A 21034-nucleotide genomic window follows, 5' to 3' on the forward strand; every position below is an offset into this window, starting at 1 on the left:
TGCCGTCAGGAGGTCCGTGAATGACGAACACAACACAAGCCAACAAGGCAAATGCATACGAAGGCACGAAACGACGGCTAAAGATCTGGTTTGTTATTGTTGCGCTATTCATGGGCTGGGCGCTATATACGTTATATACCCAAATCGGCCAGCGGGACGAAGCCGAGCTTCGGCTGGCGGAAGTTCAGCAAAAGATCGATAAAGCTTCCAAGCAAATGGACGAATTGCAATTGCAGGTCGACCGCTTGAACGATCCCGAGTATATTGCACAGCTGGCTACGAAAGATTTGAATTTGGTGAGAGAGGGCGAGAAGCCGATTCGGGTCAAGTAATAGGCTCGCAATCGGGTATACGTCTGTTGACCTCGCTTCTCCGGTTCGGTTATAATCACGATAGGAATCGCATTTTAGAAGCATTTACGTCATATAATCGCTCAGAGTCTTTTCCATCGAAGCATGAACTGCTTCTCATAACGGTTAGGGAGGAACATTTTTATCTATGGCAATTGAAGTGGGCGCCAAGTTAGAGGGCAAGGTGACAGGCATTACGCATTTCGGAGCATTCGTCGATTTGTCGGGAGGTGTCACGGGGCTCGTTCACATCTCAGAAATTGCCGATAATTACGTCAAGGATGTTAAAGACCATTTGAAGCTGGAAGATGTCGTTACAGTGAAGGTCATTAATGTTGATAAAGACGGGAAGATCGGACTTTCGATTAAACAAGCCATCGACCGGCCAGAAGGTTCTGTACCGCCTCAGCGCGATCGCGGACCAAGCGGCGGCGGATTTAACCGCGACCGTGGACCAAGCGGCAGCGGCGGCGGTGGTGGTAGCTTCAACCGCGGACCTAGTGGCGGTGGCGGCGGCGGGTTCAATCGTGGACCGAGCGGCGGCGGTGGCGGCGGTGGACGTCCTTTCAAATCGCAGTCGGGCAAACCGGCCTATGGCAAACCTTCCTTCGAGGATAAAGTGTCCCGCTTCCTGAAAGATAGTGAAGAGCGCATTTCCTCCCTGAAGAAGAACACTGAAGGTAAACGAGGCGGACGCGGCGCGAAACGCGTTTGATGAAATAGAATATAGTGGCAGAGCGCAATATCGGCTCTGCCTTTTTTATGTTTAGCGGCGGATGCGAGCCTCTGTGCCAGCCACGCTGTCGGAAGCCGGCGCATGAATATGTCGATGCATCCAAGGTCGTTCCGACCGGAAGACGCGGCATATGCGAAGGTTCGTTCGCATCCTGCAGCCCAAAAACGTCCCGTACGTAAAATGATATGCGTTTTCACCTCGATTATACCCCTCTGAATCAAAAACTTTTCTTCTCTTCTCCACCATTCCCGACAGGTTCGGACGGCGTTTCGCCTCGAATGGATGGATACTTCCATAACAGTTTTTGTTGAACGATAGGCTGGGAAGCCTGCCGCAAACTGGGCCAAATCCATGTGTGGCAAGAGGCTGCGCCCAAGCGACAACGCTTTCAAAAGCGCTTGCCCGGTTGTCGGAAAAAACTTTCGAACGGGTTACGTCTTCTGACAAACTTTATGAAATCGCGCTCCTATAATTAGAACCACACTAACTCGGAATGGTGGTGTCTTACGATTATGGACAAGCACAATGTGGTGATGTTTCCAGGGGTGCAGAAGGCAAGTGCGGTGCAGACGGCGGTTCGCAAAGGATTAGACTGGGCGATGGCACGCCGCGTAGTTCAAATCATGTCTGCTAAGAAGTGGACATTTGCGCTTATGGCGGTTGGGTTTCTACTCGGACGTGCGGTTATCTTGGAGTCGCTTACTCCATTTGCCGTTGCATATTTTACAGTCGTCTATTTTCTCAGGCGGGATGCTTACCTCCCGGTAGCCTTGTCCATCGTGGCAGGCAGCTGGCTGGCCGTTGCGCCTGATCCGCTCTGGATCGCAATGGAGCTTGCGGTCGTCTTCCTTCTCATGAAGGGATTGGAGGCCTACGAGCGGGCGGAATTATCGTATGCGCCGCTGATCGTCTTTATCGCGACGCTGCTTGTCCGTCTATTCGGCGTCGTAATCGCGGATAACTTGGACTGGTACCAGCTCACGATGGTCGGAGTTGAGGCGGCATTAGGCTTTGTGCTTACGCTCGTATTCGTGCAAGCCGTCCCCGTGCTCACGTTGACCCGAAGGACTTCAGCGCTTAAGAATGAGGAAATTATATGTCTGATGATCATGCTTGCTTCTGTGATGACCGGTGCGGTCGGTTGGGTCGTCTACGGTCTGTCGATTGAACATATTATGTCGCGTTATATGCTGCTGTTGTTCGCGCTTGTCGGAGGGGCGCCTCTCGGAGCGTCCGTCGGCGTCATAGCCGGACTTATCCTGAGTCTGGCCGACTTAAGCGCCATCGCCCAGATGAGCCTGCTGGCGTTCGCCGGTCTATTGGCCGGTCTGCTGCGGGATGGCGGCAAGATGGCCGTCGCCTTCGGCATGCTGCTCGGCACTTCTATTCTATCGATATATATCGGCAATCAGACGGATGTCATGGCATCCACCTGGGAGTCGATTGCCGCCGTTGCATTGTTTCTGCTTACCCCGCGTTCTCTAGTACGGACTATCGCGAAGTACGTGCCGGGAACGCAGGAGCATGTGAAATCCCAATATGAATACGCCAAGCGGGTCCGCGATGTAACGGCCCAGCGCGTGGCGCAATTTTCGGAGGTGTTCAGGCAGCTCTCGCGCAGCTTCGGACAGGTGGGCGGCATGAAGAGCGAGAGCGAGAGGCGCAATGAAGTTGTGGAGCATTTCATGAATGCGGCTGGGGAGAAGACGTGCAATAATTGCCATCGGAAGGAGCTGTGCTGGGACGGGAAATTTTATCAGACCTATAAGATGATGACGGAGATGATGACGGCGGTTGAAGGAGGCAAACGCTTAAGTCCGAAGGAGGTGCCGAAGGAATGGAGCACGCATTGCAGCAAGTCGCAGCAAGTCCTTAGCGTGATGCAGCAGCAATACGAGATGTATCAGAACGATCAGCAATGGCGAAAGCAGTTAAACGATTCCCGTTTGCTCGTAGCCGAGCAACTATCCGGCGTATCACAGGTCATGGAAGACTTGGCGCATGAGATCAGGCGGGAGGGTCAACAGCTACATTTGCAGGAGGAGCAGATCCGAGAGGCGCTAGAAGGGCTCGGTTTATCTATACAAGGTATTGATGTTGTCAATCTGGAGGAGGGAAATGTTGAAATCGAAGTGTATCACAGGTTCGGCAAAGGGTATGACGAATGCCGGAAAATTATCGCTCCGCTGTTGTCGGATATATTAGGCGAATCCATCGCCGTCATATCCGAACAGTTTCCGGAGAAGCCCGGTGAACCGGCGCTCGTTATATTCGGCTCGGCGAAGGCCTTTGAGGTCGAGACCGGCATCGCCGGTGTTGCCAAGGGAGGCGACTTGCTGTCGGGAGACAGCTTCAGCACGGTTGAGCTCGGCAATGGCAAATTCGCGGTAGCCATCAGTGACGGGATGGGGAACGGCGAGAGGGCCAAGCTGGAGAGCAGCACTGCGCTTGCGATTCTGCAGCAGCTGCTTCAATCGGGCATGGATGAGAAGCTTGCCATTAAATCCGTAAATTCCGTGCTGCTGCTGCGGTCGTCGGACGAAGTTTTCGCGACGGTGGATGTGGCGTTAATCGATATGTATACCGCGAAGACCACGTTTCTGAAAATCGGCTCCACGCCAAGCTTCATCAAGCGCGGGAGCGAGGTGATCCCCATCTCCGCCAATAACCTGCCCGTCGGCATTCTTAAGGAGATCGACGTCGACCTTATTCGTGTCCAGCTCATGCCTGGCGACACGTTAATTATGATGACCGACGGAATTTACGATGCTCCGGGCCATGCAGTCAATAAGGAGCTGTGGATGAAGCGGGTCATTCAAGAAATTAAATCGGACAGTCCGCAGGAGATAGCCGATTCTCTGCTGGAGACGGTCGTGCGCTATCATAAGGGCGAAATCCTCGACGATATGACGGTCGTCGTCGCCCGGGTGGACAAACACCAGCCCGAGTGGGCTACCTTCCGGTGGCCAGGCCTCTCCAAGGTCGAGCGTCCAAGGACGGTGAGCTAATATGAAAACCTAGCAGCGGACCAAACCGGGAGCGCCAACCATGACGAGGGTCAGGATGGCGCTCTATTCCTTTTTATATTATTTTTAGAAATCTGAACCTGAAGGTGTGATGAACTGTGAGTGATCCGCATGTCCTAGTGTGGGCTCGGAAGACCAGCATCCCTAATTTCTGTGGAATGGAGAGGCACGTGAATGAATTCGTTATGGAGCTTAACCGTATTGTCCTTCTTTCTGGTTGCGGTGCTAACCCCGGTGCTGATACGCACGCTGCGGACGCTTAAGCTGACACAGCCGATCCGGGTGGAATTGCCTCCCGATCATCAGGCCAAACGGGGAACGCCGCTCATGGCGGGATTGATTCTGCTCATCGGCGCGCTTACTTCAATTGCATTCCGCCCCGAGCCCCTTGCCTTGTTTCTTAGTGCGACGTTCGTGCTATTCAGCTTGGTCGGTTTTTTGGACGATTACAAGAAAGCGGCGTACCAGGATCCGTCCGGCATATCGGGCAAGATGAAGCTTGTGCTGCAGTTCGGTTTTACCGGCATTCTCCTATTCATTCTTGTCGGGCAGTTCTCGCTATCGCCGATAATTACGGTATTCCAAGGATACTCAGCCGTTCTTCCACTCCCGGCATACATCGTTCTGATGATGCTCTTTATCGTCGGATCGGCCAATGCGATTAATTTCACGGATGGCTTGGACGGTCTGCTCATCAATGTGGCCATCCCAACCTATTTCTTTTTCTTCCTGATTTCGGAGCGGGCCGAAGTCAAGACGTTCTCGCTGGTCATGATTGCGTGCCTGATGGGACTTTTCATATACAACATTTTTCCGGCGCGCGCCTTCATGGGGGATACCGGCTCCCTGGCTATCGGAGGCTCCTTGTCGTTTCTCGCGATTCTGGAGAAGGTCGAAATTTTCATACCGCTTCTGTTCCTGGTTTATTTCGCGGAGCAGCTCTCGGTTATTCTTCAGGTCTGGTACTATAAGAAGACCAAGCTGCGCTTGTTCCGCATGGCACCCATTCATTATCACTTCCGGTTAAAATACGGGTGGAGCGAGAATACGATCGTAATCGTGTTCGGGATGGTATCTTGGGCATGCGCCCTGCTGAGCTGGTTGTTATGGCGGTTATTATTCTAATAACATCCGGGGACTCGCAGACGGAATTCCAACGAATTGGCTGCACTCTTATTTACGAATGCTGCTCCGCTCGCCTAAGTCAGTCTTATATCGTTCCATTCATCCGAAAGTCTGCCGGCCGGCAGGCTTTTTTGATTGGACCGCCAACTTCGGCGTTAGGCTGTCATAGCGGATACGCTCCAGAACGTGAAGTTTGGCAGGATCGCATGCACTGTTTGTAGAATACTGTTCTCTGGAAGGCAGGAAGAAGATTCGGAAGGCTTGAGATTGATTAACGTACAAGCGGGTTAATAGGCTAAGAAAACGGTTAAATTCTCTTGAATTTGGGCACGCTGGTAGGGACACTAGCGATAGATTCCAAAGTTTGGGGGAATGAGACGTGAAACAAATTTTACTGATAACGGATGGTTGCTCGAATGTAGGCGTAAGCCCGGTCGTCGCGTCGGCTCAAGCGCTTGCGGAGGGAATAACGGTCAATGTGGTCGGCGTGCTCGATCAAGGTGACCTTGGCGAATTCGGATCGGCCGAGATTGAGGAAATAGCCCGCGCGGGCGGTGGACTCAGCCGGCTTGTGAATACGAGGCAGCTGGCGCAGACGGTGCAGATGCTGACGCGCAAGACCGTGGCCCAAACGATTCAACAAGCGGTTCACCGGGAGCTTCAGCAGGTGCTGGGGACTTCATCGATCGAGTCGCTGCCGCCGGATAAGCGTGGCGAAGTGGTTCGCGTTATCGATGAGCTCGGCGAGACGAGCAAGCTGCGCGTGGCGCTTCTTATCGACGGGAGCGCGAGCATGAAGCCCAAGCTCCATGCCGTAGAAGAGGCGATTCGCGATTTGGCGCTTAGTCTTCAAGCCAGGCAAGGGCTTAGCGAGATTGCCGTTTTTCATTTTCCCGGATCGGCATACGGCGATGACTGCACCCTCGACCTCGATTGGACGACGAATGTTGGCGGAATGACGCAGTTTTTGCCCCGGCTGCAGATGAAAGGGACGACGCCTACAGGACCGGCGCTCATGCATGTCATTGATTTTTACCGAAAAGCCGATTATGGTTATAAGAAGAATGACGAAACGGACGGGATGATGAGTGACTACGTCGTTTGAATGGACCCTTCCGCGGGGCACGATCATTAAAGGCAAGTGGAGGCAGAACAGCTACCGCGTGGAACGTCTTCTCGGCGAAGGCGCGAATGGGAAAGTGTTCCTGGTCGAACGTCAGCGGAACTGGTTCGCGATGAAGATCGGCGCGGATACTGTCGATCTGCAGTCCGAGGTGAACGTGCTGCAGTCGATTGCCAAGCAGCGCACGGGTTCGCGTTCCGAGCCCTATCTGGTTGAAGTCGACGATATGCGGGCTTCGGACGGAAAGGAATATCCGTTCTATATTATGCGTTACATACGGGGTGCGACGTTATCCGATTACTTGTCGAAGCAGGGCATGGACTGGTTTCCCGTCGTAGGCTACAGCCTGCTGGGCAAGCTTGCCGAGCTGCATGACGGGGGCTGGACGTTCGGCGACGTGAAGGTGGAGAATGTGCTTGTTGCCGATTACGGACGCGTAGAACTCGTCGATTTCGGCGGCGTGACGGCGATGGGGAAGAGTGTCCGGCAGTTTACCGAAATTTATGACCGCGGGTATTGGAACGCGGGCACCCGGACCGCTGACGCCCGATATGACCTGTTTTCGTTCGGGGTACTCTGCATCCAGCTGCACGAGAGCCAGCGGCTGGCACAGCTGACGTCGGCACTGCTGCCGCAGAACCGGACGCCGGAGGAGCTGTTGAAATTGGCTTACGCCAACCCGCGGCTCAAGCCGCTGTCCGGCTGGCTTAACAAAGCTTTGAACGGCGGGTTCACGGATGCAAGGGAAGCATCCGGCAGCTGGAGGCAATGGATGAATCGCCCGGGGCAGCGCGGGCACGCGACCCCTGCTCCCGGATGGATGAAGGGGCTGTTCGTAGCCTCTGCCGCGCTGCTGGCTACGACGATCTATTGGCTGCTTCGGGTTTAAGCCAGAGAAGAGAGAAGGAAGCATATGGGGGATCTGATGAAGGAAGTCGCGGATATCGCGGCACGGGAGAAGCTGTGGGTATCGGGGGATACGATCGTCGTTGCCGTATCGGGCGGACCGGATTCGACGGCGCTGCTCGATATTATGCACCGCCTTTCCATGGCGCAGGGCTTCTCTCTTGTTGCCGCTCATGTCGACCATGGCTTTCGCGGGGAGGAGTCGGCACGCGAAGCGGTGTCCGTCCGAAGATTTGCGGAAGGCCTGGGCGTCCGATTCGAGTCCGCGTTGATAGACGTACCTGCTTTTATAGAAGAAACGCGTATGAACGCCCAAGCGGCGGCGAGGGAGAAGCGCTACTTATTTCTTCACGATATCGCCACGAAATACGGGGCATCGCGCATCGCGCTCGCCCATCATGCGGACGATCAGGCGGAAACCGTGCTTATGCGCATCATACGGGGGACAAGTCCAGGCGGTCTTTCGGGCATTCCGCTCCGGCGGAGCGAAAAAAACGTGGAACTAATCCGCCCCTTGCTTCGTATGAACAAATCAGACATCCTGCGCTACTGCGAAGAACGGGTTCTGACGTACAGCGAAGACAGCAGTAATGCAAAGCGCCATTATTTTCGTAATTCAATCCGTCTTGATGTGCTTCCGGCGCTGACAAAATATAATCCGCAGCTGTCGGATTCACTCGTCCGGTTGTCAGAGCTAGCCTCTGCCGAGGATGAGTGGATGGATGCCGAGACGCGCGTTGTATATGACCGCCACGTCAAGCTTGTACAGGGCGGGTGCCAAATCGACCGCAAAGCGATGCTTGACCTGCATGTCGCTTTACAAAGGAGATTGATTAAACTAATATTAAATTATATGGGATTGGAAACGGAAACCACCTCATTCGACGGAGTCGAGACGATTCGAATGGCTGCCGCCGAAGGCGCTCCTTCGACGTGGAGCGTTGATGTAGGCGGGGGGATCCGATGCTTAAGGGAATATGATACGATGCGCTTCGTGCGCGCCGATAGATATACCGAAGACAACGCCGCTGAACCGGGAAGGTATGCATATGATGCATATGGCGGAGAAGAGCAGATGAAGGTGCTGGCCGTCCCAGAAGCGGGCGCCGCATTAACATTTACCCTTGAAGAAGCTCCTGTAGATGGCGGCAAGCCATCCGGGCGGCTGGAAGCGGTGTTCGATGCAGATGAGCTGGCACTGCCGCTTGCTGTTCGCAACCGCCGTCCCGGCGACCGGATGCGGGTTCTCGGTTTAAACGGCGCAAAAAAAGTGCAAGATATGTTCGTTGATGATCGCATAGCCCCGTCTAGGCGGGAGCGGCTTCCGCTGCTGGTTGATGCGGATGGACATATCTTGTGGATTCCCGGTGTAAGGAGAGGCGCGTCCGCGCAAATTTCCGACTCGACACAACGAGTGCTTCGCATTCGGGCGGATTTCACGCCAGAGGACGATTTTGGCTCGAATAAGACGCACTCATCCATTCATAGTATAGGTAAAAACGTAGGAGGGCCCGGCATTGCTGAATGACATTCAAGAAGTACTGTATGACAGCGACCAGATTCAGCAGAAAGTGAAGGAGCTTGGCGAGACCATAAGCCGAGAATTTGAAGGGCGGAATCCGCTCGTCATTTGCGTCTTGAAAGGCGCGTTTATTTTCATGTCTGATTTGGTTAAAACCATTACAATCCCGCTTGAAATCGACTTTATGGCGGTTTCGAGCTATGGTCAGTCCACGAAGACATCAGGCGTTGTCAAAATTATTAAAGATTTGGACACACCAGTTCAAGGAAGAGACATTCTGATCGTCGAAGATATTATTGACAGCGGATTGACGCTAAGCTATCTGATCGATGTGCTGGAGCGGCGCAATGCCAAGTCAGTGACACTCGTTACATTGTTTGACAAGCCGGCCGGACGCAAGGTTGAGCTGGAAGCGGATTATAAGGGATTTGTGCTGCCCGACGCTTTCGTGGTCGGATTCGGTCTCGACTTTGCGGAGAAATACCGCAACCTGCCATTTATCGGCATCTTGAAGCCCGAGGTTTATGAGAAATAGCGGAATTGTCCGCCCGGGCTGTGCCATATAATACAAGAAGGATGCGATTCACTGTAGATGCACCTCCCTCGTCAGACTGTTTGTAGTAGGGAATCATGCTATGGTAAAATATCTTAAGCGTCTTGAGAGGAGGTAGGGGATGAATCGGATCATCCGCAACACTGGATTTTATTTGATCATTTTTTTAGTGACCGTCGGGATCTTCCAATTTATCAGCAGCCAAAATGATACCACCGTTGAAATTCGATACGACCAGCTGAAGCAAGCGCTTGTTGAAGACAATGTCGCAGAGCTGAATTATCAATTTGACGGCTATTCCTACTTGGTCACTGGTGAATATAGATCGAACCCCGATAAGAAGGGATCAACCAGCTTCTACACCCACACGAACGTAGAAGAATTCGTCGTTAAAGAAATTCACGATCTGGCAAACAAGAACAAGGTTCTTCTTACCAACAAGCCAATGAAAGAGCCAAGCATCTGGCTGACGTTCTTGACGTCGATCATCCCTTTCGTGATCATCTTCGTTCTGTTCTTCTTCCTTATGAATCAAGCGCAGGGCGGCGGCGGCAAGGTCATGAACTTTGGCAAGAGCCGGGCACGCTTGTATAACGAAGAGAAGAAGCGGGTCACATTCGAGGACGTGGCAGGCGCGGATGAAGAGAAACAGGAGCTCGTCGAAGTTGTCGAGTTTTTGAAAGACCCGCGCAAATTCGCAGCCGTTGGTGCGCGTATTCCTAAAGGCGTTCTGCTTGTCGGACCTCCGGGTACCGGTAAGACGCTCCTTGCCCGTGCAGTGGCAGGAGAAGCAGGCGTACCTTTCTTTAGCATATCCGGTTCCGATTTCGTCGAAATGTTCGTCGGCGTCGGCGCCTCGCGTGTACGTGACTTGTTCGAGAACGCGAAGAAGAATGCCCCATGTATTATCTTCATCGATGAAATCGATGCCGTCGGACGTCAGCGCGGCGCCGGACTCGGCGGCGGGCATGACGAACGGGAGCAAACGCTCAACCAGCTCCTCGTCGAGATGGACGGCTTCGGCGCGAATGAAGGCATCATTATCGTGGCGGCAACGAACCGCCCTGATATTCTTGACCCGGCGCTTCTGCGTCCAGGCCGTTTCGACCGTCAAATTACGGTCGACCGTCCGGATGTGAAAGGCCGCGAAGCGGTACTGAAGGTGCATGCGCGCAACAAGCCGCTTTCGAAGGACGTCAAGCTGGATGTCATTGCAAAGCGGACGACCGGATTTACCGGCGCCGATCTGGAGAACCTGCTTAACGAAGCAGCCTTGTTAGCGGCCCGCCGCAACAAGAAGGATATCGCGATGCGCGAGGTGGACGAAGCCATTGACCGTGTCATCGTCGGTACCGAGAAACGCAGCCGTGTCATCAGTGACCGTGAGAAGCGCATCGTCGCTTATCACGAAGCAGGACACACCATCATTGGTTACTTCCTGGAGCATGCTGATGCGGTTCATAAGGTAACCATTATCCCGCGAGGACGCGCAGGCGGATATGTTATCATGCTGCCGAAGGAAGACAGCATGCTGACAACGAAGCAGGAACTGCTCGATAAAGTAACCGGATTGCTGGGCGGACGCGTCGCCGAGGAATTGTTTATCGGTGAAATCGGCACTGGCGCTTACAGCGACTTCAAGTCGGCGACAGGCATCGTACGCAGCATGATTATGGAATACGGCATGAGCGATAAGCTTGGACCGATGCAGTTCGGAAGCTCGCAGGGGCAAGTTTTCTTAGGCCGCGATATCGGGCATGAGCAGAACTACTCCGATGCTATTGCTTATGAGATTGATCAAGAAATGCAAAACTTTATCAATCAATGTTATGAGCGTGCGAAGAATTTGCTGACGGAGAAGAGCAAAGAAGTTCATCTCATTGCGCAGACCTTGCTTGCCGAGGAGACGCTGGAGCTTGAACAGATCAAGCGCTTGATCGACACTGGATCGCTGGAAGGCAGCGAATCGTCTTCCGATGGGGAAGTTGCGGAGGAGCCTGCTGTTGAGCCGATCGTAGATACGATTGGCGGCGTGAAGGTACGCATTCAAACCCGCGAGCCAGGTGAGGCCACACCGCCGGTTGATCCGGATAACGGCGATGACGATGGATCAAACAAAAATAATTAAACACGGATAGATAAGAAAAGCTGTCTCACACCTCCTTATATGCAGCGCGATAAGGAGATGGAGGCAGCTTTTTCTAATGTCTTCATCGTATGAGGAAGACGTTCGTTAAAAATAGGCGCTTTTCTTCATTCATCTTATGGGGCGCAAAACAGCTCAAATTGGTCCATCTTGCGCGTTGTGCCCCCTTATGCTACTCTTTACGTGAAGATTGGCGGTTTTTCTTTCGCCGTCTTTATTGACAGCTACCCGGCACCCGTGTAAATTTATTCTTAATTAATGAATTCGCATCCTATGGTCCACACTATACGTATCGATATCAACAAGATTGTGCTTCTGTTCACAAAGTCATGTTTATCATGTAAACAAGAGGAGAGATTTGTCCATGGAAGCATTGGCAATGGAGCGCAAGGCGGAGCAAAACCGCGAGCTGCGCGAACGCCTGATGCAATTGAAGAAAGAACGCAATGCCATTATTCTTGCTCATTATTATCAGCGCGATGAAATACAAGAGGTGGCCGATTTCCGCGGGGATTCATTCCTGCTTGCCCAGAAGGCGGCACAGACCGATGCAGACGTCATCGTATTCTGCGGCGTTCACTTCATGGGGGAGAGCGCGAAGATTCTCGCGCCGAATAAGACCGTTATCATCCCTGACGAGCGTGCCGGCTGTCCAATGGCCGACATGGTCAATGTCGATGGCCTCCGCAAGCTGAAGGCACAGCATCCGAATGCGAAAGTGGTCACGTACATTAACTCCTCGGCGGAGATTAAAGCGGAGACCGACATTTGCTGTACTTCGGCGAATGCCGTACGCGTCGTGAATTCGGTGGACTCGGATGAAATCATTTGGGTACCGGACAAAAACCTGGGCCACTACGTCCAGCAGAATACCGATAAAAAAATGATCATTTGGGAAGGTTACTGCAACACTCACGACATGCTGACCGTCAAAGATGTAGAAGAGATGAAAGCGAAATACCCGAATGCGGAGTTCGTCGTCCATCCGGAATGCCGTCCAGAAGTTGTAGCGCTTGGCGATTTCGTCGGCAGTACAACCGCCATCATTAAATATTGTAAGGAATCCGAAGGCAAAGAGTTTATCGTCGGAACGGAAGACGGCACAGGCTTCCAGCTGCGCAAAGACAGCCCGGACAAAACCTTCCATTTTGCCACCAAATATTTGGTTTGTCCGAATATGAAGGTGAACAATCTGAAGAAGCTGGTCAAATGTTTGGAAACGATGCAGCCCCAAATTTATGTTCCGCAGCAGGTTGCCGACAAAGCCCGTTTATCCTTGGAGCGCATGTTACAGGTGAAGTAGCATGCGCTACTCTCTTTCCGAAGAAAGGAAAGTCGACGCGATGATTCCTCGTTATTTAATAGATGTTGCGATCGGTGAGCTTCCTGTTATTGAGAAGGATGTCATCGTTATCGGGGCCGGCATTGCCGGTCTTTTTACGGCGTTGAAAGTCAGCGCTACGGATGATGTACTCATGATTACCAAGAAGTCGCTGCTTGACAGCAATACGCGGTACGCCCAGGGCGGCATTGCCGCGGTCGTCTCCGAAGAAGATTCTCCGGCGTATCACCGTCAGGACACGGTCATTGCCGGCGCAGGCTTATGTTCGTCCAAGGCTGTCGATGTGCTGGTGCATGAAGGGACGGCAGGCGTGCGCGATCTCGTTCATATGGGAACGCAATTCGATCAAGAGAACGGCGAGTTCGCACTGACGAAGGAAGGCGCCCACAGCCAGCGTCGTATCCTGCATGCGAATGGAGATGCAACAGGCTTCGAAATCGTGCGGGCCTTGTCCGAGAAAGCGAAGGCCGATCCGCGGATTGAAGTCTGGGACGACCACTTCGTAATCGACCTGGTGACGGATAACGGGGAGTGCTGCGGTGCAATCGTCCAGAAGCCGGACGGGCAGCGGTTGTTCGTCCGCGGCAAGGCGACGGTTCTATGCTCGGGCGGTGCGGGTCAATTGTATCGTTATACGACGAATCCCGATGTCGCCACAGGAGACGGTATCGCCATGGCCTACCGCGCAGGCGCTTACATTCAGGATGTGGAGTTCATCCAGTTTCATCCGACCTCCCTCTGTTACCCTGGCGCACCGCGCTTCTTGATCTCGGAGGCGGTACGCGGGGAAGGCGCCGTCCTGCGCAATATTAAGGGCGAACGTTTCATGGAGCACTATCACGAGCAGCTGGAGCTGGCGCCGCGCGATGTCGTGGCAAGGGCGATTGTAAGCGAGATGGAGGAAACGCGCTCGACCTTCATTTATTTGGATATTACGCATGAGTCAGCGGAGATGGTCAAGCACCGCTTTCCGAATATTTATGAGTTTTGTTTGAATTATGGCCTTGATTTGACGACGGATTGGATTCCGGTGGCACCTGCTGCGCACTATATGATGGGCGGCATCAAAACGGATTTGAACGGCGAGACGAACATTGCCAGATTGTTTGCTTGCGGCGAGTGCTCGTCCACGGGCGTACATGGTGCGAACCGGCTGGCGAGCAACTCCCTTTCCGAAGCGATCGTGTTCGGACGCCGCATTGTGGAGCGGATCCATGAGTTGGAGCCGCTAGCCTTGAAGCCGCGCGATTTTGGAGACTCGTCAGGCGATTCAACTAGAAACAGCGCGCCGATGCAGGCGGTGGTGGAGAAACGGCTGAAGCTGCAGAAGGTTATGCTGCGTTACGTCGGCTTGCGCCGTGACGGGAAAGGGCTCGAGAAGGGGCTTGCCGAGCTGAAGCGCCAGCTGCCGATCTTTCAATCGGTGCTCAAACAGCGCGAGGAATATGAATTTGCCAACTTGCTTACTCTTGCAATGCTGACAACGCAGGCAGCTCTATCTCGTAAGGAGAGCCGAGGGGCACATTATCGGGATGATTTCCCTGAGCGTGATGATCTCGGATCGCGTAAGCATACGGTATTGCACCGGCAACATGGCGTAACGGAGGAGCGAATCGAAGATGCATCTGGATAATTCGGGTATTGGAGCGGTGGGTGGAACCGAGCACGCGCTCCGGGAACAAATACGCGCTTGGCTGGCGGAAGATATCGGGATGGGCGATGTGACGAGCTGGACAACCATTCCTGCAGGCAGCCGTTCCAAAGCGGTCATTCATGTGAAAGAAAACGGCCTTATTGCGGGAATGCCGATTGCCAGGCTTGTATTCGATGTCGTCGATCCTTCCCTTACTTTCCGCGGGCTGGTGTGGGATGGCGTGAGCGTGACGAAGGGGACCGTGCTGGCCGAAGTGGAAGGAAGCACGCACAGCTTGCTGACCGGTGAGCGTCTTGCGCTGAACCTGCTTCAACGGCTGTCCGGCATCGCGACGAAGACGCGCAGCTTCGTTGACGTTCTAGGCGGGCTGCCGGTAAGGCTGGCGGATACGCGCAAGACGACGCCGGGCCACAGACTTCTGGAGAAATATGCCGTGCGTATAGGGGGCGGGTCCAACCATCGCTTCGGACTATATGATGCTGTCATGATTAAGGACAACCATATCAAAGGCGCGGGCGGCATTACGCAAGCAGTACAGGGTGCCCGCAAACAAATTCCCCATACGATGAAAATCGAGGTGGAGACGGAATCCTTGGCACAGGTTGAGGAAGCCTTGGCTTGCGGAGCAGACATTATTATGCTGGATAATATGCCGCTTACACAGATGAGAGAAGCCGTCGACCGGATTAAATCATACGCTCCTCATGTCATCGTAGAAGCATCGGGCGGCGTCCGTCTGGATACGGTACGTTCAATTGCCGAATGCGGGGTAGACGTGATCTCCGTCGGCGCGCTTACCTATTCCTTTCAATCGCTCGATATCAGCCTGGATCTGAACGAGAAAAAGGGAGGACCGTCGGCGTGATTCTAGTCGTGGACGTAGGCAATACCAATATTGTGCTCGGCATCTATAAGCAGCGGACGCTGCTGCATCATTGGCGGCTCAGCACCAACAGGTCCGCCACGGTTGACGAGTACGGCATTATGATTCACAATCTGTTCCATATTGCAGGCGTTACGCTGGATGAGATGGAGGGGGTGGTCATCTCCTCCGTCGTTCCTCCGCTTATGCGGACATTGGAGCAGCTGTGCCAACAATATTTGGGTAAAGCGCCGCTAGTCGTCGGGCCAGGAATCAAGACGGGCTTGAACATCAGATACGAGAATCCGCGCGAAGTCGGTGCCGACCGGATTGTCAATTCCGTTGCAGGCATTGAGAAGTATGGGACGCCGCTCATTATCGTCGATTTCGGTACGGCCACGACATTTGATTATATCGATGCCGGCGGCAACTACCTGGGCGGGGCGATCGTACCGGGGATCGCCATTTCGACGGAAGCGTTATATCAGCGGGCGGCGAAGCTGCCTAGAATAGAGCTTGTGAAGCCGAAGAGCGTCATCGGGCGCAATCCTGTAACCTCCATGCAGGCAGGCATTATATTCGGTTATGCCGGCCAGGTGGACGGAATCGTTGGCCGGATCCGCCGCGAATTCAAGGTAGCCCCGCGGGTTGTTGCAACAGGGGGACTTGCAGAATTGATCGCCAGCGAATCGGAGACGATTGAGCTGGTCGATCCGTTGATTACGCTAGAAGGCCTGCGTATTATATACGAGCGCAATGCGGAGTAAGCCTGAGACATATCGTCCAGGGCTTCCGATTGCGGCGATCAATAATGAACTATATAGAATGAGCGAAAGGTGCAGCCGGATATCTGCAGCGCAGTGTTCCGATGATCCCATCATTCGTTCGATCGATTTAGCTGGCGGCTGTCTCCTTTCTTCGAGACGGCCCAAGCTGGTTTATAAACAAGGAGGGAATTAACATTGGATAAAGACATTCTGGTGCGCGGAACGGCATGGGGCGGGAAGATCCGTGTGTTCGCTGTCCGGTGCACGAAGCTTGTCGATGAGCTTCAGCGCCGTCATGAGACGTATCCGACGACGACCGCTGCGCTGGGACGAACGGCTGCGGCTGGCGCAATGATGGGAGCCATGCTGAAGGGCGAAGAGAAATTAACGATTCAGGTGAAGGGAGACGGGCCAGCCGGGCAAATCGTCGTTGACGCGAATGCGCATGGCGAAGTGCGCGGCTATGTGGATAACCCGCAAGTACAGCTGCCCAGCAACTCGCAGGGTAAGCTCGATGTCGCGGGTGTCGTTGGCCGCAGCGGATACATCCATATTATTAAGGATCTTGGGCTGAAGGAGCCTTACCGGGGCAGCATTCCGATTATCTCGGGGGAGCTCGCCGAGGACTTCACGTATTACTTCGCTGCGTCGGAGCAGACACCTTCCGTAGTCGGGCTAGGCGTGCTTGTCGACACGGATAACACGGTGCTTCATGCGGGAGGCTTCATTGTTCAGCTAATGCCGGGTGTAACGGATGATGATATCACGAGGCTGGAGCAGGCCGTAGCCGCAATGCCGCCGGTGACCGCGCTTCTCGAGCAAGGCGAAACGCCGGATGGAATCCTTCGCCGGCTTGTCGGCGATGATCTGCAGCTATTGGATACGCTGGATATCGTATTTCAATGCAAATGCTCGTATGAACGGGTCGAGAGAACGCTCCTCAGTATGGGGGAGCATGAATTAAGCCAGGTAATCGAGGATGACGGACGAGCTGAGGTTATATGCCATTTCTGCAACGAGACGTATAGTTTTGAACGACCGCAGCTGGAGCTGCTGCTGGATCAAGCGAAGCCGAAACCGATGCGATAGCCGGAGGCTGGCCTATGAAGAAGGACCGGGTATTGAGAAGCGTTGTAATGCTTCAAGCCGTTTGTATGATCGTATTAACCGTCGTTGTCATTACGCGGGTATTGTCCCCTGCCGACAGCCCGCCTTCCGACAACGACAAGGATGACGCCATTGAACCGGGCAGTCAACCCACATTAATCGCTGCCACCGTAGGAGGGGATCCGATTATGGCCTCGGATCTTGAAGAGCAGCTAAAGCTTCAATATGGCGATACCGTGCTTCGAACGCTAATGGTGCGGGCCGCCATACGGCTGGAAGCCTCCGCAACGGGTATTGCGATTAGCCAAGGGGAGCTGCAGGAAGAGCTGACCTTTATGATGGCCGGCTATGAGGACGAGGAGCATTACTATGCCGCGATGAAGGAGCAGCTGGGGCTGACCCCGGAGGCAATCCGTGCAGATACGGAATATCGGCTGCTGCTGGAGAAAATCGCCACCTCTTCGATCCAAGTAACGGATGCTGAGATTGATGAATATATCAAAGCGAATGGGTCGGAGTTCGCCCCGCAGACCCGTTATCATCTCGCATGGATTGTGACGGAGAGCAAGCGGGAGGCCAATGACGTCCTGAAGAAGCTGGCCGCAGGTGAAGATTTCGGGCTGATGGCGAGAACCTATTCAATCGACCCGGATACGGTGGAGGATGGGGGCGATCTGGGCTTAGTCGACGCCGACGACCCTTTCTTCGAAAGCGATGTATTGGCAGTTGCGAAAGGACTTGATATCGGGGAGATGGCCGGACCGGTTCCGGTTCAAGGCGGACAAGCCGTGATACAGCTGTTGGAGAAGCAGGAATCGAAGCTTCTGGAGCCCGAGCAGCTGCGCGAGATCGCGCGCAAACAGCTGGCGCTGACGAAAGCGGACTCCCTTCAGAGCATTGAGGACGCGCTGCTCGAGAAGTATGATGCGACAGTGATGCCTTCGCCATGATAATTTTGAGGCGTCTAAACTATCTATTGACAATGGCTGGTTGAGATTGTTAAGATATATACAATACCAACTGAATTAGTCGGAATAAGGAGGCTTACTTTTTCATGGCTAAAATTGTCCAAAATGTAACTGAACTTATCGGCGATACGCCGCTTGTTCGTTTGAACCGCTTAGTGTCTGAGGACAGCGCTGAAATTTATTTAAAACTGGAGTACCAGAACCCAGGTGCAAGCGTTAAAGACCGGATTGCAATCAGCATGATCGAAGTGGCGGAGCAGGATGGACGTCTGAAGCCGGGAGATACGATCATCGAGCCAACGAGCGGAAATACGGGTATTGGTCTTGCTATGGTCGCTGCGGCGAAAGGCTATAAAGCGATTCTGGTTATGCCGGAAACGATGAGTATCGAACGCCGCAACCTGCTGCGCGCTTATGGCGCAGAGCTTGTACTGACGCCGGGAGCTGAAGGCATGAACGGCGCGGTCCGTCGTGCGGAAGAGCTGCAGAAGGAGAATCCGTCCTACTTTATGCCGCAGCAATTCAAGAATGAAGCGAATGTGAAGATTCACCGCGAGACGACAGGACCGGAAATCGTGGAAGCCATCAATTCGCTTGACGGCAAGCTGGATGCATTCATCGCAGGGATCGGCACCGGCGGCACGATTAGCGGTGCGGGCGAAGTGCTGAAAGAGAACTTCCCGGGTATTAAAATTTATGCGGTTGAGCCTGCAGCATCTCCCCTGCTGTCGGGCGGCAGTCCGGGCCCTCATAAAATTCAAGGTATCGGCGCCAACTTCGTACCGGATATCCTGAACCGTGAAATTTATGACGGCGTCATCACGATCGAGAACGAGGAAGCATTCGAAACGGCTCGCCAAGCAGCCAAAGAAGAAGGCATCCTGTGCGGTATTTCTTCAGGGGCAGCGATTTATGCGGCTTTGAAGGTCGCGAAGGAGCTAGGCAAAGGAAAGCGCATCGTTGTCATCATTCCTTCCAATGGCGAGCGCTACTTGTCGACGCCGCTGTTCAATTTCGACAATTAATAACAACGAAGCTGCCAGCTTAAGGCTTAGACAGCCTCTTTAGGACTTCCTCCGACCCGAGGGAGTCCTTTCTTACTTTTCTTTCACCAAGATGTGCGAATATTGTCATGCGTAAAGACACAGAATGGCTAGCAGGAGTTGCTCTTTTCTTTTTGCTTCCGATTCGGTATACTAGCTTGAAAAATGGAGCGGCAGGTCCGCCCGAAGAACGGAACAATAGGTGATAAGCGGAGGGCTGAACATGGAACAGACAGCCTTTAAGGAATGGCTGCAATGGCGGGAACAAGGACATACAACGGTGCCTCTGCTGCTGAAGCGCGCGCTCGCTAACGGTGAAGGGCGTCCGGATACTTGGGAGAAGGCATGGCAGGCGGCATCGCCGTATGCTTTCGTTCTGGAGAGCGGTAAGGACGGAGCGTACACTTACTTAGGACTGAGGCCGGAGAGCTTCATACGGGGCAAAGGAATGACCGCCGAAGAAACAGACTGCCGTACCGGCGAGGTGAAGTCCTACAACGGCAGGCCCCTTGAGGTGGTACGCGAATGGATGGGAAACCGCAGGTCTCCGCATGTGATCGGTGCTCCTAAGTTTACTGGAGGCTGCGCCGGATATTGGAGCTATGATGTGGTTCGTTCCATCGAACGGATTCCGGCAATGGCGAGCGATGACCTGGGTCTGCCGGATTATTTATTCCTGCGCATGAACGAGTTGTGGATCGTCGACCATAAGGAGCAGGAGCTGTATTGCGCTGTACATGTGCCGCTAGCTGCGGATGATACAGATGCTGCCTTGAAGCAGCGTTACGACGAAGCAAGCGCACATGTGCAGCGAATGATGGAAGCATGGACGTCATTTACCCGGGAGCTTCCCGGCGATGAGAGGCAAACCGGGTCTAATGATCGGGCGGCGTTGATCGGCAGTGGATCGCTTCATATTGATGTGGAGGCCATAGACGGAATAACATCGCCTTTCTCCAAGCAAGCGTTCATGAATGCCGTCGAGCGGATACGCGAATATATTGCGCAGGGCGATGTGTTTCAGGTGAATTTGTCGCTGCGCCAGAGCCGAAACGTGACAACGCCCCCCGAGGAACTCTATGAATGGTTAAGGCTGTTCAATCCTTCACCGTATATGGGTTTTCTTCGTTGTCCCGACTTTCAGCTGGTATCCGCTTCGCCGGAGCTGCTGGTCGAGCTTCGCGACGGCAAGCTCGCCGCAAGACCTATTGCGGGAACCCGGCGCAGAGGGCATTCGGAGGAGGAAGACCGCCGATTGGCGGAGGAGCTGGTCTCCAACGAGAAGGAGCGGGCGGAGCATATTATGCTCGTGGATCTCGAACGCAACGACTTGGGCCGGATTGCAGCATACGGCTCGGTGAATGTGAAGGAGCTCATGGTCGTGGAATATTACAGCCATGTCATGCATCTGGTTTCGCAAGTCGAGGGCGTGCTGGCGGAAGGCAAAGATGCTTATGATGTTATTGCGGCGAAGTTCCCTGGCGGAACGATCACCGGCGCCCCTAAAGTGCGGACCATGGAAATCATCGAAGAACTGGAGCCGGTCAGACGGGGAACGTATACCGGGTCAATGGGTTGGATTGACTATAACGGCGATATGGAATTTAATATTATTATTCGAACCATGACGGTTAAAAACGGGGTCGTTCATATTCAGGCGGGAGCGGGTATTGTGATCGACTCCGATCCGGAACGTGAATACTACGAATCGTTGAATAAAGCGAAGGCGTTATGGAAGGCGATACAATACAGCGAGCAGTCGGCCGGATCCGTCAAGGCATAGAACCGCAGCAGAGCTAACCTG

The 21034-nt window shown here is 53.7% G+C and carries 17 protein-coding genes; all 17 read left to right on the top strand.

The annotated features are described in order from the left end of the window. The first annotated feature begins 20 nt into the window (after positions 1-20). Positions 21-332: an FtsB family cell division protein gene (locus tag L1F29_RS00265; RefSeq protein ID WP_258386434.1), complete on the top strand. Its 312-nt coding sequence runs from the start codon at positions 21-23 to the stop codon at positions 330-332. A 166-nt stretch (positions 333-498) separates the two neighbouring features. Next, positions 499-1065, top strand: a complete 567-nt coding sequence (locus L1F29_RS00270) for a S1 domain-containing RNA-binding protein (RefSeq protein WP_258386435.1) — start codon at positions 499-501, stop codon at positions 1063-1065. A 533-nt stretch (positions 1066-1598) separates the two neighbouring features. Then, the gene (spoIIE, locus tag L1F29_RS00275) at positions 1599-4094 is read left to right on the top strand and encodes a stage II sporulation protein E (protein ID WP_258386436.1); all 2496 of its coding nucleotides are present in this window, start codon (positions 1599-1601) and stop codon (positions 4092-4094) included. 192 nt (positions 4095-4286) lie between these two features. Next, positions 4287-5237 (top strand): phospho-N-acetylmuramoyl-pentapeptide-transferase, encoded by a 951-nt coding sequence (gene mraY / locus L1F29_RS00280; RefSeq protein ID WP_258386437.1) that lies wholly within the window; start codon positions 4287-4289, stop codon positions 5235-5237. 379 nt (positions 5238-5616) lie between these two features. Next, the gene (locus tag L1F29_RS00285) at positions 5617-6342 is read left to right on the top strand and encodes a vWA domain-containing protein (RefSeq protein ID WP_258386438.1); all 726 of its coding nucleotides are present in this window, start codon (positions 5617-5619) and stop codon (positions 6340-6342) included. Then, positions 6326-7249: a protein kinase domain-containing protein gene (locus tag L1F29_RS00290; protein ID WP_258386439.1), complete on the top strand. Its 924-nt coding sequence runs from the start codon at positions 6326-6328 to the stop codon at positions 7247-7249. Before L1F29_RS00285 ends, L1F29_RS00290 begins: the two co-directional genes overlap by 17 nt. A 24-nt stretch (positions 7250-7273) precedes the next feature. After that, the gene (gene tilS / locus L1F29_RS00295) at positions 7274-8794 is read left to right on the top strand and encodes a tRNA lysidine(34) synthetase TilS (RefSeq protein ID WP_258386440.1); all 1521 of its coding nucleotides are present in this window, start codon (positions 7274-7276) and stop codon (positions 8792-8794) included. Next, complete coding sequence (gene hpt / locus L1F29_RS00300) at positions 8784-9323, top strand: hypoxanthine phosphoribosyltransferase (RefSeq protein ID WP_258386441.1); 540 nt, start codon at positions 8784-8786, stop codon at positions 9321-9323. The genes tilS and hpt overlap by 11 nt, the downstream gene beginning before the upstream one ends. 139 nt (positions 9324-9462) lie before the next feature. Beyond that, positions 9463-11469: an ATP-dependent zinc metalloprotease FtsH gene (ftsH, locus tag L1F29_RS00305; RefSeq protein ID WP_258386442.1), complete on the top strand. Its 2007-nt coding sequence runs from the start codon at positions 9463-9465 to the stop codon at positions 11467-11469. A gap of 382 nt (positions 11470-11851) precedes the next feature. Further along, complete coding sequence (nadA, locus tag L1F29_RS00310; RefSeq protein WP_258386443.1) at positions 11852-12790, top strand: quinolinate synthase NadA; 939 nt, start codon at positions 11852-11854, stop codon at positions 12788-12790. A 40-nt stretch (positions 12791-12830) separates the two neighbouring features. Further along, the gene (nadB, locus tag L1F29_RS00315; RefSeq protein ID WP_258389559.1) at positions 12831-14462 is read left to right on the top strand and encodes an L-aspartate oxidase; all 1632 of its coding nucleotides are present in this window, start codon (positions 12831-12833) and stop codon (positions 14460-14462) included. Further along, the gene (nadC, locus tag L1F29_RS00320) at positions 14449-15348 is read left to right on the top strand and encodes a carboxylating nicotinate-nucleotide diphosphorylase (RefSeq protein WP_258386444.1); all 900 of its coding nucleotides are present in this window, start codon (positions 14449-14451) and stop codon (positions 15346-15348) included. Before nadB ends, nadC begins: the two co-directional genes overlap by 14 nt. Next, a complete protein-coding gene (locus tag L1F29_RS00325; RefSeq protein ID WP_258386445.1) occupies positions 15345-16112 on the top strand; it encodes a type III pantothenate kinase in 768 nt (255 codons plus the stop codon). The genes nadC and L1F29_RS00325 overlap by 4 nt, the downstream gene beginning before the upstream one ends. Positions 16113-16307: 195 nt before the next feature. Next, the gene (gene hslO / locus L1F29_RS00330) at positions 16308-17201 is read left to right on the top strand and encodes an Hsp33 family molecular chaperone HslO (RefSeq protein ID WP_258386446.1); all 894 of its coding nucleotides are present in this window, start codon (positions 16308-16310) and stop codon (positions 17199-17201) included. A 14-nt stretch (positions 17202-17215) separates the two neighbouring features. Next, positions 17216-18169, top strand: a complete 954-nt coding sequence (locus tag L1F29_RS00335) for a peptidylprolyl isomerase (protein ID WP_258386447.1) — start codon at positions 17216-17218, stop codon at positions 18167-18169. 104 nt (positions 18170-18273) lie between these two features. Continuing rightward, a complete protein-coding gene (cysK, locus tag L1F29_RS00340) occupies positions 18274-19212 on the top strand; it encodes a cysteine synthase A (protein WP_258386448.1) in 939 nt (312 codons plus the stop codon). 241 nt (positions 19213-19453) lie between these two features. Then, positions 19454-21013 (top strand): anthranilate synthase component I family protein, encoded by a 1560-nt coding sequence (locus tag L1F29_RS00345; protein WP_258386449.1) that lies wholly within the window; start codon positions 19454-19456, stop codon positions 21011-21013. Positions 21014-21034 lie beyond the last annotated feature (21 nt).

It is taken from the genome of Paenibacillus spongiae (assembly GCF_024734895.1).
GTDB lineage: Bacteria > Bacillota > Bacilli > Paenibacillales > Paenibacillaceae > Paenibacillus_Z > Paenibacillus_Z spongiae.